Source organism: Nocardia abscessus NBRC 100374 (genome assembly GCF_000308455.1).
In the GTDB taxonomy this organism is placed as follows: domain Bacteria; phylum Actinomycetota; class Actinomycetes; order Mycobacteriales; family Mycobacteriaceae; genus Nocardia; species Nocardia abscessus.
In genome coordinates this window covers 24,858-38,038 of the sequence record NZ_BAFP01000270.1, presented here as the reverse complement: position 1 = coordinate 38,038, position 13,181 = coordinate 24,858, and the positions used below count along the sequence as shown (strand labels likewise).

Genomic DNA, 13,181 nt, shown 5'->3' with positions numbered 1-13,181 from the left:
GTCGCCCGTCTTCGACGGTGGGCGAGCGCGTCCACGCCTCGCCCACCGTCCCGAAGACCACCGAATCCGCCCCCAGCAATCTCATCTGAACTAGCCTTTATCTGGTCTTTTGTCGCTACAACAGCCAGGAGGCGACCCGTGAGCACACTGCGGCGCGCACTGCTCGGTCCCATGGCGATGGCGACGGCCACCATTCTCGCCGTGACGGGATGCGGCGACGACGAGCAGGACCCCACCGGGGCCGGGTCTCCCTCCAGTTCCACGGCGATGCCCAACCAGGTCGCGGGTGTGCCGATCCCGGACGGACGGATCGATGACGCCGTGGGCGAAGTGGACCAGCTCGCCGAAGATCTGCTCGCCTCCTCCGGTATCCCCGGCATGGCGGTCGCCGTCGTGCACGGCGGAAAGGTCGTGTACAGCCAGGGCTTCGGCGTCCGCAGCGTTGTTACCAAGGAGAAGGTCGACGCGGATACGGTCTTCCAGCTGGCGTCGGTCTCCAAGCCCATCGGAGCGACCGTCGTCGCTCGCCGGATCGCCGCCGGAGGCGTCGAATGGGACACTCCGGTGCGTCGGCTGCTGCCGTCTTTCGCGCTGGCCGATCCCTACGTCACCGAACACGTCACGGTCGGCGACCTGTACGCGCATCGCTCCGGGCTGCCCGAGCACGCGGGCGACCTACTGGAGGACCTCGGTTACGACCGTCAGCAGGTACTCGACCGGCTTCGGCAGTTGCCGCTGGGCGCCTTCCGGGATTCTTACGAATACACCAATTTCGGATTGACCGCGGCCGCCGTCGCCGTGGCCGCCGCGGCCGGGACCGACTGGGAGACGTTGTCCGAGCGAACGATCTACGGCCCACTCGGTATGAAATCGACCAGTTCCCGCTACGCCGACTTCGCGTCCCGCCCTAACCGGGCCGAGGGGCACGTCCTCGTCGACGGGAAGTACGAGGTCGCGAACCCGCAGCGGCAACCGGACGCGCAGTCCCCGGCGGGAGGGGTCAGTTCCTCGGTGACGGACATGACCAAATGGATGACGATGGTGCTCGCGAACGGCTCCGCAGGTGGCTCCGTCTTGGTGCCCCCGGAGGATCTGCTGCCCGCCGTCTCCCCGCAAGTCATGTCGTCGCCGCCGAAAACGCCCGACGCGCGAGCCGGGTTCTACGGATTCGGCTTCAACGTGAGCGATTCCGCGTCGGGCCGCGTCGTCCTCGGTCACTCGGGCGCGTTCGGCCTCGGTGCGGGTACCGCGTTCACCCTGATCCCCTCGGCGGACGTCGGCATCGTGACACTGACCAACGCGGCGCCGATCGGGGTGCCCGAAACGCTCAACGCGGAGTTCGCCGACTTGGTCCAGTTCGGAAAGATCCAGCAGGACTGGCGGTCGCTGTATCGCACGGCGTTCGAGCCGCTCGGCGCGCCGGCGGGCGCACTGGCCGGCGAACAGCCGCCCGCCGATCCGGCTCCCGCGCGACCCTCGGCGTCGTATGCGGGCAGCTACGACAACGCCTACTACGGACCGGCGACAGTCAGCGCCACCGGCGGTTCCCTGACGCTCAGCCTGGGCCCGCACAATATGACCTTCCCTCTGAAACATTGGAACGGCGATACTTTCGTCTTCACTCCCCCAGGCGAGAACGCCAATCATGGTTCGGTCTCCCAAGCGACCTTCGAGGGCGACAAGCTCATCCTCGAGTACTACGACACCGAGCACCTCGGCGTATTCACCCGGAAGTGACGATCGCCGCCATACCGGACACGCGGCCCATTTCCGGTGGGTGATCGCAGTTCCTCGCCGCGACCATTTCCCGAGGGTTTGCCGAGGAGAGTTGCGGGAAGTCGCTGAGTGCAGGAAAGGAGGCAGCGATGACCGAACCGAACGAGACCTACGACCCGCCCCAGGACACGGGCGCGCCCGACTCGGTCGAAACCGATCCGGCGGCCCTGAGCAGCGCCGAGGACCTCGATGAGGACCGGCTGCGTTCCGACCCGCTCGAGGCCGGCATGGACCCGCCGGAACACTGGAGCGGGGCCACGAAGTACGGCGTGACGGCGTGGGAGCAAGCTCATCCTCGCCCGATCGGCGAGCGGCTCGCCGAAGAGGAGCCGGACGTCGACCCGAACCGAGCGCCGGAGACCGAGGAGGCCCGGCCCGGTAGAACCGAGAGGCTCGAGGACATCACCGGAGACAGCGACGGGGTGCAAGTCGACCACCGCTACGAGGAGGAGATCGGCGTCGCAGCCGACATCGCGGGCGGTTCGGTGGCCGACGAGATCCGTCGACCGGCCCCGCCCGAATGAGCTGATCGGCCGTTACCCGCTGTGGTCCGGCGCGTCACTCCTGCGACGATCGCGCGAATATGGAGCGATCGCCGTGCGGGTGACGGGCCGGAGCCGGGCTGAACTCACTCCGGGAGCCACACCAAACAGAAAGTGTGTCCAACCGGATCGGCGTAAACGCGGAACGCACCGTCGGTTTCGGCTTGCACGAGCGTCGCACCCAGGGGGAGCGCCGCGGGCTCGGCTTTCGCGATGTCGTCCACCAGTACGTCGAAATGGATCTGCTGGGACGCCTCCGGGTCCGGGAATCGCGGCGGTTTATATTGTGGCGCTGTCTGAAACGCGATGCGCCTACCGGAGGTCTCGACCAGCACCACCCAGTCGTCGTCATCGTCCTCGAGTAATTCTCCCCCGAGCAGCTCGCGATAGAACCTGGCGAGTTTGCGCGGTTCGGGGCAATCCAGCACAACGCTGCGCAACTGCCCGACCCTATTGTTCGCTGCCATACTCCGACCTCCTGACATACGCCACTCGTCGTTGCCTACCCGCGTCGCTCGGCGACAAACACTTCAGCACACCTGTTGCGCGACAAGGATTTCTGTTGCGACGACGATCCTCCGGTCTTCCGTGCCGCCTCCCACGGGTCGAGGCCGGGCGCGGGAAGTATCCGGGAGGCCGGTACGACGGACTGAACGTCGCTGTGACTCACGGTGCACACCGGTCGGGAGGCTCGAATGCAACGGCCCGCCCGGCGTTGGATTACGCCGGACGGGCCGCTTCCCCGTTCGCCGTGCAGCGCCGCCACGTCGCACAGCATGATCATCGTAGGCGCCCGCGCGGACAGTTTCCGGCAGCCACGCCGTACCGACGGACGCCCGGATCGGGACCGCCGCTGCGATGGCCACGGATCGCCGGGCGGCTCCTATCCGATGGTCACCGGTGGGGACTTGGGGAAGACGACCGGCAAAGCCATCAGCGCCCGATGGAACGGACCCGGCCGCCACTGCAGTTCGTTCGCCGGCTTGGCCAACTGTATTTCGGGCAGGGCATCGAGCAGCTGGTCGATGGCGTTCTGCACCGTCATGTACGCGACGGACTTCGCCGGGCAGGCGTGCGGGCCCGCGCTCCATGCCAGATGGGAGCGGTTGCCGATCCGGCTGCCGCCGGGTTCGTCGGTTCCGCGGATCTGCGGGTCGTTGTTGCAGCCGGCGAGACTGATGACGACCGGCTGGTCCGCGGGCAACCAGACACCGTCGACCATGATCGGCTGGCGCGGGTACGTCGTGCAGAAATTCGCCATCGGCGGATCGTTGAACAGGACTTCGTCGAGCGCGTCGGTGGTCGACAGGTTCCGCCCGAGGACGTCGCCGAACCGGAACCTGTCGTCGGTGATCATCAGCAGCAAGGCATTGGTGATCAGATTGCGCTGCGCTTCGAAGCCTGCCCCGTAGAAGCTCATGAGCTGGGCGAAGATCTCGACGTCATCGAGGTCGGTCGAATGATGCGCCAGGCGCGAGGTGACATCGTTGCCGGGCTGTTGGCGCTTGATCCGGATCAGCTGCATCAACGCCTCTTTGACCATCTTCATGCCCTCGGGACCCCGGACCGTGTCGAAGCGCGCGGCCATACCGGTCGCGACCCGCTCACCGATCTCGGCCGGGCAGCCGACCATCTGGTTGAGGACCTCGAGGACGAGCGGAAATGCGTACTGCGTCACCAGGTCGGCGGATCCGGCTTCGCAGAAGGCGTTGATCAGCGGGAGAGCGATCTGCTCGACCATGGACGGCACGTCGAACAGGTCGATCCCGTCGATGGCGTCGACGGAGGCACTCCGATAGCGATCGTGCGCGAGCCCGGTGTTGTACCGGGCGGCCGGATACCACTCCATCATCGGCCGAACGGGAGAGTCCGGGGAGATGGACTTCTGCCACGTTCGCGGATCGGCTGGGAAGTGGTCAGGGTCACTGAGGATTCGCACCGCGGTCTGGTAGCCGATCACGAGGGTGGCCGGCACACCGGGCGCCAGCTCGATCGGCACGAGCGAGCCGTACTGACGACGCATCTCGCGGTATGCGTGATGTGGGTCGGCGACGAACTCCTTCGTGTACAGCAGAACTCGTAGGACATCCGCATCGGCGGGAGATCCGTGCTGGACGGGGCACGCTCCGGATCCAGTGGCGTGTGGCGCGGACATCGGGGACTGTGGTGTGGTCAAGGATGTGACTCCAAGTGCTGGAACAGGATTCGGCGGATACGGGTCGGTGAGCGGGTACACGTGCCTTCCAAGTCCTGTCGTCCAGAGCTCGGCGACCCGCTTACGCTAGCAACATAGCAACGCTCCGATCGTGGTGCTGACCTAGGCGGCGGCGCGCTCGGCCCGAGAGAAGTGTCCGGACAAGGTAATTCGCCCTCCGGCGGATCGCCACCGGCCGCCGTCGGGCAGATTACGGTTCGCGACCGGCACGGGCGGCTGCTGTCGAGACCGTGGTCGCGACCGCCCGCTGCGCCTCGTCGACGGTGCATCGGCCGAGTCCGCAGGCGGTGGCGACACCGTACGCCTCGCGACCAGCAGCTTGTTCGAAGAGAGCAAGCGCCTCGGCACTGCCCTCGCCGGAGTCCGGAGAAACGACGCCGGCGATCACTCTCCAGTCCGGATCGAGCTTGCGCAACGGTGCATAGAATCGCGGGTCCAGCGGAGCGGGCTCGGCCCCGTAAGCGCAGGGAATATGCACCGGAGGTAGTGGCGTCCCCCGCTTGTTCAGCAGCCGTGCGGTGCGGCCGAGCAAATTCACCGCAGGGGCGAGACTGCGTGGCGTCAGCAGGCTCTTGTGCTGGTAGTCGCCGTAGCACAGGTGCACGATGACCTCGGCCCCGATCTCGTGCATCCGCCCGATGAACCCGGCGAGCTGCCGTGCGACGAGCGGGGCGAGCGCCCACTGCGACCACAGTTGCTCGGCTTTGACCATACTCAACAGCGCGATGGGCGACTCCAGCTGCCAGACAACCCGGTCGCCGTACCGGTCGGCGATCTCGGTCATCTCCTGCACCACCGCTTCGGTGAACACCGGTAGCTGCCGGATCGCGTCCACCACGACACCGAAGCGACGCAGAGCGGGCCAGACGGGGAGCCCGCCCGAGACCGCGGCACCGGCGAAGACGAACATCGCCAGATCCAGTGGATTGGGTTGACTGATCTGGACTTTCGTTTCCGCCAGCTCCGGCCGCTCACTCCGGAGCGACTCGAAGGCTTCCACGACTCGGCCGATTCGCTCCACCCGGTCCATCGATACATGCCGCGGCTGCAACGTACGGCCCGCTCGCAGACCATAGCTGGGGAAATCGCTGTAATCGGCGTACTCGCCCGCCCGGACGATCTCGAAGACGTCGGTATGGTGCTTGCGCGTGCGCAGATAGTCGAGAATCCAGTCCGGGTCGAGGTCGCACGGCACGGCGGTGACCGGCCATCCCTCGCTGTGGTCGGTGAACCACTGCATGACGGCGCGATCGTCCGTCGTCAGTTCCGCGGGCAGGGTGCCGACATAATGCGCGTGTCTGGTCATCTGTGGCTCTTCTGTTGTCTGGATGCGGGTTTCGCGATCCAGGGCCTTCCCATTACGCCGATCGGTAGCTGTCCAAGCGTACAACGGCACGCTCGGATCCGGCACCCCTGATGTTCCCACGCTATCGCGGAGCGGAGGGAAGTTCTCGGCGGACTCCTCCGCGGCCGCAGGACGCGCGCCGGTCGACTGCCTTCGCCGCGTATATCGACCAGAGCTGTTGTCCGCCAGCGGCATAGCGGAACACTCCGCACCGGGGCGAGACCTTCGGGGCTGTTCGAAGCCGCCGTCTCCGATGAGCTGAGCCGCCTGCGGTGCCCGCTCAACGGTGCCGGGTCGCGCCTGAACACATCGGTGCCAGGCCGATGCAACTCGTCTGCTGGCATCCTGCGGTTGTCGGCGAAGTCATGGATCGCGCTCTTCCGTGGGCACCCAGCTCGCATCACCCACCGGTCCAGCGCGATTCGGGCGGCCGCGGTCCGCGCACGCGACCGGCCGGCAAGGGAGATGGCGGAGCCGGAGGTTGCTCGACCAGCGGTATGGGCCACCGGAGGTCGATCATGGTCGCGGTGTGCAGTGTCCGCTCGCGCTTCATGATCGGACCGAGTTCCGGCGCGCCGATCGATACCGTCACGGTGCAGTCGCCGGGGCCCACTGCCACCAGCATGCCGGTGCGGACCGTTGCGGTCAGCGGCTCGAGCAGCATCCCCAAGCAGAGCTCTACGGTGAACTCACCGACCGGGTTTCCGTCGACGGTGACATCGAGGCACGGCCGGTAGGTCTGGGTGATCTCGTGTTCGAACAGCGTGACTTGCTCGACTCCGCCCGAGCGGGTGCGTATCGCCGCTCTGCGTAGCCGGTCGTAGCGGCGCCAACCCCCGATCGCGACACTGCCGAGGTCGACCTCGAGCAGCCCGTCGATCGTCTCGGCCACCTCGTGCAGCGCCGCGGACCGCAGAATCGCGGCGGCACCCGGCACTCGGCGCAGGGCCAAGTGTTCGACACCCGTTTCCTGCAGACGCTCGGCCAGCTCGCCCACACCGACATCGTGCGGAGCGTTCTGGAACAGTACTGCCCGAGCCCTGATCGACGCTGGACTTGTCATCCGAGCACCTCCTCGACGTGCAGCCAGGGCTCGCCGGCGCGCAGCCGAACCCGAACGGCGGGAGCGCGGACGACCTGGCGAATGTGGATCGATGGGGCGGAGTCCGCGACCACCCGCACGTGTACCTGCGGCGGATGCGGATCACCGTTGGGCGGGCGCGACCTGCCGCCCTGGCTCTTGCGCAGGCCACGCGCCAGAAGCAGTGCGGCGGCCAGGGCGAGGAGGAAGCCGCCGAGGCCGAGCATGTCGCCGAGGCCGGTCTCCTGGGAGCGGTCATCGACTTGTTGCGCCGTGGTCGGGCGCCCACTGGTCGGCGCGGTGGTCGATGGGGCGTCCGTGCTGGTCGTGGGGCCGTCGGTGGTGGTCGTGACAACCGGCGCGGAGAGTATCTCGACGGAGGTTCTCGCGACAATTCGCTGGAATGGCCCGAGGCAGGTGACGGGAAGGGACTGCGAGCCCAGTTCGGCTCGGTCGGGCACACCGACGCGGGCATCGAACGAACCGCCTTGCACCTGGGCGGTCACCGATTCCGCCCAGTCCGGGAAGGCCCGCACCATGTCGCAGGGCCAGTTCTCGCCGTGCACCGTGATCACGGTGCCGCGTCGGGCGGTGGCAGGCGCGTCGAGGGTGGGTGCGGGAAGCACGGCAGAACTTTCGGGCGTCACCGAGGACGGACCGGAGCTCGGTAGCGGTGTTGCCGTCGAGGTCGGGGGCGACGTAGTCGTCGAGACGGGAGGCGTCGTGGTCGGGACGGGAGGCGTCGTGGTGCTAGTCGTGAGAGGCGTTTTCGCCGTAGTCGTCGACACAGGGGTCGTCGCGGGCGTCGAGACCTCTTGTGGCGTGGTAGTCGGCAAGACCGGTTCCGACGTGGCTACCGGAGGAACAGGTTCGGTTGTAATCGGGTCCGTCGCCGCGATCGGTACCGATATGGCGCCGAGCAGTCCAGCTATGGCCGCCGAGACAAGGAATGCTCGCGAGTCGTTTCTCATGATCACCTCCTCCGAGATCGCAGTTCCCGGGGATCCAGTCGAGTGTGCGCCGCCCCCCGACCCGGTGACACGAGTAGCTAACTACTCGTTTCGGCCGTCGGCACACTCGGAACTGCACTCGCGATTGCCGAGGCACTAGGGATGATTGTGGCCGGAAACTATCCCTTCGAGCAGATCAGCGATCTTTCAAGGATCGCATTTCCGCTCCGAACACCCGATGGATCACAGCACTGCCCTCGGCCCATCCTCGCCGAGTGCGCCCATGCAGCAATCAATCGGCATCCATCAACGTCTCGTGCGATCGCCTGGACCGCACGGTTGCCTCATCGGCCGGGGCTCTCGGCAGCGACGCAGTCGGCGAGAGGCGAACATCTTCGCGCCGCGCCGATGTCTCACGATCGCGTCGTCCCGTTTCGGCGGCACAATCCGAAATTTCGCCACGTGCAGGCGTATTCGCCGTCTACTATCGGTGTCGTCCAGATCGGCTTGCCGTCCAGGACGATTCACCACCGCCTGGTTCGTACAGGCGTGTCGCGTACCGATTTGCTGTACACCACTGATCAGATCCGAACAACGCAGGCTGTCGACAGCGCCATCATCGATCGTCTCGGTATTCATCTCGGGGGTGAGACCACGCATGACCAACGAAATACCCGTCCGGACAGCGCCGACGTATCCGGGGCCGAGTCTCGGCTCACGACGGCTACCGAACCGGCACCACGGTAGTCGCAACGACTTGCATTGAGGGCGTCGTGGGCCGCTGATCTCGGTTCGACGCGAATCGGCCCACGGCACTCGACTGGATACACCGTCTTCCGGAGAGGCGATCGGATCCGGGGCGGTGAAATCCGTACCGCTACAGCGCGACCGAAGATCGAAGATTTGATCGACCTGGGATGGCGCGCCGAGCGTTCCCTGTGACCAGCATCCGTAGCGCGACACGCCCTGCGGCCGGTCACCGAGGCCGCGATCGCGAGAACCATCCGGACAGAACGGAGTCCCCGCATGGCCTTGGAATTTCTCGTGCCTGCTCTGACCGCGCTCGTCGCGGTCGTCGTCTTCGTGGCCGGGGATCGCCTGCATCCGAAAGCGTGGCGGCACACCGACGACGACACTGTCGGCTCATTGGTGCTCAACCTGATCAACACGATCTTCATGGCGGTGGTCGCGTTCATCGTGGTGATCGCCTGGCAGCAGTACGACAACGCCCGCAATCACACCATCGCCGAGGCCAAGGCGCTCATCGATACCTACTGGGCCGCGCACGGCATGCCCGAGCCCGACCATGCCCGAATCCAAGGCCTGGTACGCGACTACACCGAGCAAGTCCTCAACGAGGAGTGGACCGTCATGGCCGACCACAGCCGACTCAGCCAGTCCACCCAGGACACCCTCGACACACTGCGTGACGCGGTGGCCGCGGTGAACGCGGCCGAACCCGAGGTCGACACGCTCCGGAGCAACGCGCTGACCAGCCTGGACGCGGTCGCCCAGGCGCGCGCCGACCGTGCGCTGGACGCCGGTTACCGCGTACCCGGCTTCCTCTACCTGGCCATGTGGACCTGCACGGTCCTGCTGCTGCTCAGCGTGGTCCTCTCCGGCGTCCAGGTCGGCAAACGCAGTGTCGTGACGACAGCGCTGCTCGGCGCCATCGTCGGCGTGGTGATCCGGGCGATCTACAACCTCGACGAACCGTTCTCCGGCGGGAACCTGGTGCCGAAGGACGCCTTCGAACTCGCACTCTCCCGCTACCAGCACACGACCTGACCGTTCCGACCCAGTTTCGACAACGACGAGGCGACTGTCCATGCAACGCAACCGAGGCGCACTTCGGCCACGAAGGCTGACCCGAGGATTCGCCACTGTGCTGCTCCCCCTGACCATAGCGACGCTCGCGGCGCGGCCTCCGGAAGCATCCGCGGAGGCGCCGCCATGGCTGCCGCTCGGCGACCTCGCCACCGGGAGTTCGGGCACAGGCGCAGCGGATGCTTTCCCGGGCAGTGGTTCGAGCCTCGGTCCGTCCGGCAGCACCGTCGGTCCTGCCGCCGAGGGCGGGTCTCTGAGTCTGGGGCCGATCCGAATCCCCTCCGGCAGCGCCGATCTCGGTTACCGGCCCAGCGACAAGCCCGGCAGCGACCTCCGCGCCACCGGCGATGGGGAACTCGACGGTGGTACGCCCGGCCCAGCGAACGAAGCAGCCGACCCGAACGTCATCGCGGATAGCCCAGGCGAGACACCGAAGCTCGACACGGGAAGCGTCCAAATGGCGTGCACCGGCAGCGCGGCGACCGGCAGCGCTCTGCTGCTGCTCGGGCTGGCGACCGGTAGCGGCTTCGGCTCCCTCGTGCCGGGCCTCATCGGCCCGGGATCGAGTGGATCCGGCCTCGGCAGCGCTGCCGTGGGCAGTGCCGCTACCGGCAGCGCAGTGCTGACGTGTCTACTCCTGCTGCCCACCGCACCGCCGCCTGTGCCGATGAGCCCTCTCCAGCTCGGCCCGCCCGCCCCTGAGTTCCCCGTCGTTACGCTCCCGCCGTTGGCCACCACGCCGCTACAGACCCTGGCGGAGCAGCCCCGCACCGAGTTGCCCCCGCCCGCACGGAACCGCCCACGGCCAAGGGACCTGCAAATCACCGAACCTATTCCGGACCCGGAGACCTGGAACCTCATGAAGCTGATGACGGTATTGATGGTCACGGTCATCACTGTCGTGGGCGTCCGTTCCTCGACCGGTCCGAGACGAATCCGCTGACCGGGGATGCCGACAGCTCAGCGGAGAGGTGACCGCGGCGCCGCTCCGTAGGGCGGCCGGCTCAGCGCGGCGCCATCCGGATCGCGCCGTCGAGACGGATGGTCTCGCCGTTGAGCATCAGGTTCTCGACGATGTGACGGGCGAGCGCGGCGTATTCGGCGGGGTCGCCGAGTCGCGAGGGATGCGGCACCTGCGCGCCCAGCGATGCGATGGCCTCGTCGGGCAAGGTGGCGAACAGCGGAGTGTGGAACAGTCCGGGAGCGATGGTCACCACGCGGATCTTCAGCCCCGCGAGGTCGCGGGCCACCGGCAGCGTCAGGCCGACGATTCCGCCCTTTGATGCCGAATAGGCCGCCTGCCCGACTTGGCCGTCGAACGCCGCCACCGACGCGGTGTTGATGATGACGCCCCGCTCCTCGCCGACCGGATCGGCTCGGGAGATCCGTTCGGCGGCCAACCGGATCACGTTGAAGGTGCCGATCAGGTTGACGTTGACCACCCGGGTGAAGTCCGCGAGCGGGAATGCCCCGTTCTTGCCCACGGTCTTGATGGCATTGCCGAACCGAACGCCCACCGGAGACCACCGAGCCGGAATGACCCACTCAGAATCGAGCGGGTCTCAGGACTCGGCCGAGTCGATGTCCGAGCCGGGGTTGCCGGGCGTGGCGGCGCACAACTGGTCGATCTTCCGCTCGATCCGTTCGATGTCCGCCGCGTCCGCCCGGAAGAGCAGGTGTTTCGCGCCGAGCAGCAGGATCGCTTGAAAGACGAGTTGCAGCCACTCGCTCTGCCAGTTCTCGAACGTGCTGGCGAAAAAGTTCGCCCAGAATCCCGGCCACTCGAACGGTTGCCTGTGCACCTGCTGAATGCGGTGATATTCATTCAGCTGGCTGACGAACTGCCCGAACCATGAACCCGCGAAGAGCAGGACCAGCAGGTAGACGGCTCCCCAGCGTCGCAAGTGAGACATACGCCAGCGATACCCAGGGGGAGTCGCCACATGCCGATATATCGGGCGTTGCGGTGGGTGAATTGTTTGCGCGGAACCACGCACCCACCGCAACGTTTCGATCCACTGCCACGAGCGGATGCGTCGCTAGACCGCACCATTCGCCGTTGGCCTGCGCGACATGTCAGATGTCCGACTTCGCGAAGCGCTGGGCCAGCAGTTCCTTTCCTAGGCGCCCGCCTTTACGGCTGTCGGCCTGCGCTTTGCGGAAGAACTCCACGAGCTCGTCGCCTTGCATGTCCGCTCGATCGCCTACCCCGGCTGAAGGCGACCAAACCGTCACCACCCCTTCGTACTTGCGCTGTGCGGGAATCCCGCCAGGCCGCGAACGGAGGTGAGTCACGTTCGACTGGCGCAGTAGGACGGTAAGTGAAGTTGAGTCCAGATTCAAGACTTGACGTAGATCACAATTTGAGATTGAGTTCATGTTCAATCAAACCAGGCTCATGAGAGTGGCGGTCGATCACCAACCAGGGCGAGCGCGCCACGGTGAAGCGCTGCATTCGGTCCGACGGGAGTACCGACCGAACCGACTGCAGCGGCGTCTGTACGACGTCTCTCGAACGTGAGGTTCGAGGCACAGAGAAGAAGGAAATAGATGAGGAAAACGATTGCAGCAGCGACGCTGCTCGTCTCGACGCTCGGCGTGACGGCCGGGACGGTATCGGCCGCACCGGACCAATCCGGCGCGGTGGGGTACACGGTCTCGGTCGGGGAGCGATCGACGGTGATCGGCCTCGACGCGGGCTCGCTTGTCGCCGAAGAAGGGGCGCTGAAGATCAAGGCGCCCAATGGCGTTGTCCTAGCCGGTTCGGAATTGTCCTTCCGGGTCGATGATTTCGTCTTCCCGATCGCAGCCGACATCCGCGACCGCACTGCTACGTTGACGCCGCAGTTCGACCTCGAGCACGCGGCCTACAAGCCGGTGGCCCTGCCCTACGAAGACCAGGCTCCCTGGCGGACCCAGTACGACCGGGAACAAGCCGCCTGGGCGCGCTTGTCCTCCACGATCCTCATGGGCGCGACGATCGGTGCCGCCGTTGGTGGCATCGGCGGCGCGGCGGTCGGCTGCGTGCTGGGTGGCATCGCCGGGGCAACCGTCGCTTCCGCGGCGATTATCGGCTTGTTCGGTGCCTTCATTCCGGCAGCTGCCATCGGATGCTTGGGCGGAATCATGGCCGTCGGCCCCCTCGGTGCAGTGGCTGGCCAGCTTCTCATCACCGCTCCGGTCGCGATCATGGCGGCTGTCCAGTACTTCACGACAATCAACCAGCCGATGCCGGCTCCGGCGCCGGCTCCGGCTCCGGCTCCGGCTCCGGCGAAGTGATGCCGAGTCGCACGTCATCGATTCAGTGAGGCGATTGCCCTGCTCAGCCGTGTTCGAACCCTGGCTGGGCAGGGCTTTTGGCATGCACAGCCAGTCAACTTGAAGATGGGTTCATATTCGACTAACGTCGGAACGGTTGCGAACCATGTTCGGGCATGTTGGGAGG

Annotated in this window: 12 protein-coding genes and 1 pseudogene; 6 read left to right on the top strand and 7 right to left on the bottom strand. The window is 66.4% G+C overall.

Going from position 1 to position 13,181, the window contains the following annotated elements; translation table 11 throughout:
- The first annotated feature begins 171 nt into the window (after positions 1-171).
- Together ON19_RS34860 and ON19_RS34855 are read left to right on the top strand one after the other, a co-directional pair.
- Positions 172-1,737: a serine hydrolase gene (locus ON19_RS34860; RefSeq protein ID WP_051169623.1), complete on the top strand. Its 1,566-nt coding sequence runs from the start codon at positions 172-174 to the stop codon at positions 1,735-1,737.
- A 128-nt stretch (positions 1,738-1,865) separates the two neighbouring features.
- Entirely contained in the window at positions 1,866-2,300 is a 435-nt protein-coding gene (locus ON19_RS34855) for a hypothetical protein (protein WP_043702908.1), read from the top strand.
- A 104-nt stretch (positions 2,301-2,404) separates the two neighbouring features.
- Here the strand turns inward: ON19_RS34855 and ON19_RS34850 are convergent, their stop codons facing one another.
- From ON19_RS34850 to ON19_RS34830, 5 genes are all read right to left on the bottom strand, one after another.
- Positions 2,405-2,785 carry a VOC family protein gene (locus ON19_RS34850; protein ID WP_043702903.1) on the bottom strand — a complete coding sequence of 127 codons (381 nt, stop codon included), beginning with the start codon at positions 2,783-2,785 and terminating at the stop codon, positions 2,405-2,407.
- A 416-nt stretch (positions 2,786-3,201) separates the two neighbouring features.
- Entirely contained in the window at positions 3,202-4,473 is a 1,272-nt protein-coding gene (locus ON19_RS34845; RefSeq protein WP_043702898.1) for a cytochrome P450 family protein, read from the bottom strand.
- Between the two features lie 250 nt (positions 4,474-4,723).
- Positions 4,724-5,839, bottom strand: coding sequence for a hypothetical protein (locus tag ON19_RS34840; protein WP_043702896.1), 1,116 nt, complete (start codon positions 5,837-5,839; stop codon positions 4,724-4,726).
- Positions 5,840-6,278: 439 nt separating this feature from the next.
- A complete protein-coding gene (locus ON19_RS34835) occupies positions 6,279-6,941 on the bottom strand; it encodes a hypothetical protein (protein ID WP_157230010.1) in 663 nt (220 codons plus the stop codon).
- On the bottom strand, positions 6,938-7,585 hold the full coding sequence (locus ON19_RS34830; protein WP_043702891.1) for a hypothetical protein: 648 nt from the start codon (positions 7,583-7,585) through the stop codon (positions 6,938-6,940). Before ON19_RS34830 ends, ON19_RS34835 begins: the two co-directional genes overlap by 4 nt.
- Here ON19_RS34830 and ON19_RS42595 point away from each other — a divergent pair.
- The 3 genes from ON19_RS42595 to ON19_RS34820 all read left to right on the top strand — a co-directional run bounded on the left by ON19_RS42595 (position 7,569) and on the right by ON19_RS34820 (position 10,679).
- Positions 7,569-8,069 (top strand): hypothetical protein, encoded by a 501-nt coding sequence (locus ON19_RS42595; RefSeq protein ID WP_157230009.1) that lies wholly within the window; start codon positions 7,569-7,571, stop codon positions 8,067-8,069. The genes ON19_RS34830 and ON19_RS42595 overlap by 17 nt on opposite strands.
- An 866-nt stretch (positions 8,070-8,935) precedes the next feature.
- Positions 8,936-9,697 (top strand): bestrophin-like domain, encoded by a 762-nt coding sequence (locus tag ON19_RS34825; RefSeq protein ID WP_043702889.1) that lies wholly within the window; start codon positions 8,936-8,938, stop codon positions 9,695-9,697.
- Positions 9,698-9,794: 97 nt separating this feature from the next.
- Complete coding sequence (locus ON19_RS34820; RefSeq protein ID WP_043702887.1) at positions 9,795-10,679, top strand: hypothetical protein; 885 nt, start codon at positions 9,795-9,797, stop codon at positions 10,677-10,679.
- Positions 10,680-10,740: 61 nt separating this feature from the next.
- Here ON19_RS34820 and ON19_RS34815 read toward each other — a convergent pair.
- Both ON19_RS34815 and ON19_RS34810 read right to left on the bottom strand, forming a co-directional pair.
- A pseudogene (locus tag ON19_RS34815) lies at positions 10,741-11,238 on the bottom strand (SDR family NAD(P)-dependent oxidoreductase); the annotation flags it as partial.
- A gap of 60 nt (positions 11,239-11,298) precedes the next feature.
- The gene (locus ON19_RS34810) at positions 11,299-11,649 is read right to left on the bottom strand and encodes a DUF6766 family protein (protein ID WP_051169612.1); all 351 of its coding nucleotides are present in this window, start codon (positions 11,647-11,649) and stop codon (positions 11,299-11,301) included.
- A gap of 637 nt (positions 11,650-12,286) precedes the next feature.
- Here ON19_RS34810 and ON19_RS34805 point away from each other — a divergent pair.
- Positions 12,287-13,015 carry a DUF8020 domain-containing protein gene (locus ON19_RS34805; protein WP_043702886.1) on the top strand — a complete coding sequence of 243 codons (729 nt, stop codon included), beginning with the start codon at positions 12,287-12,289 and terminating at the stop codon, positions 13,013-13,015.
- Positions 13,016-13,181: the final 166 nt, after the last annotated feature.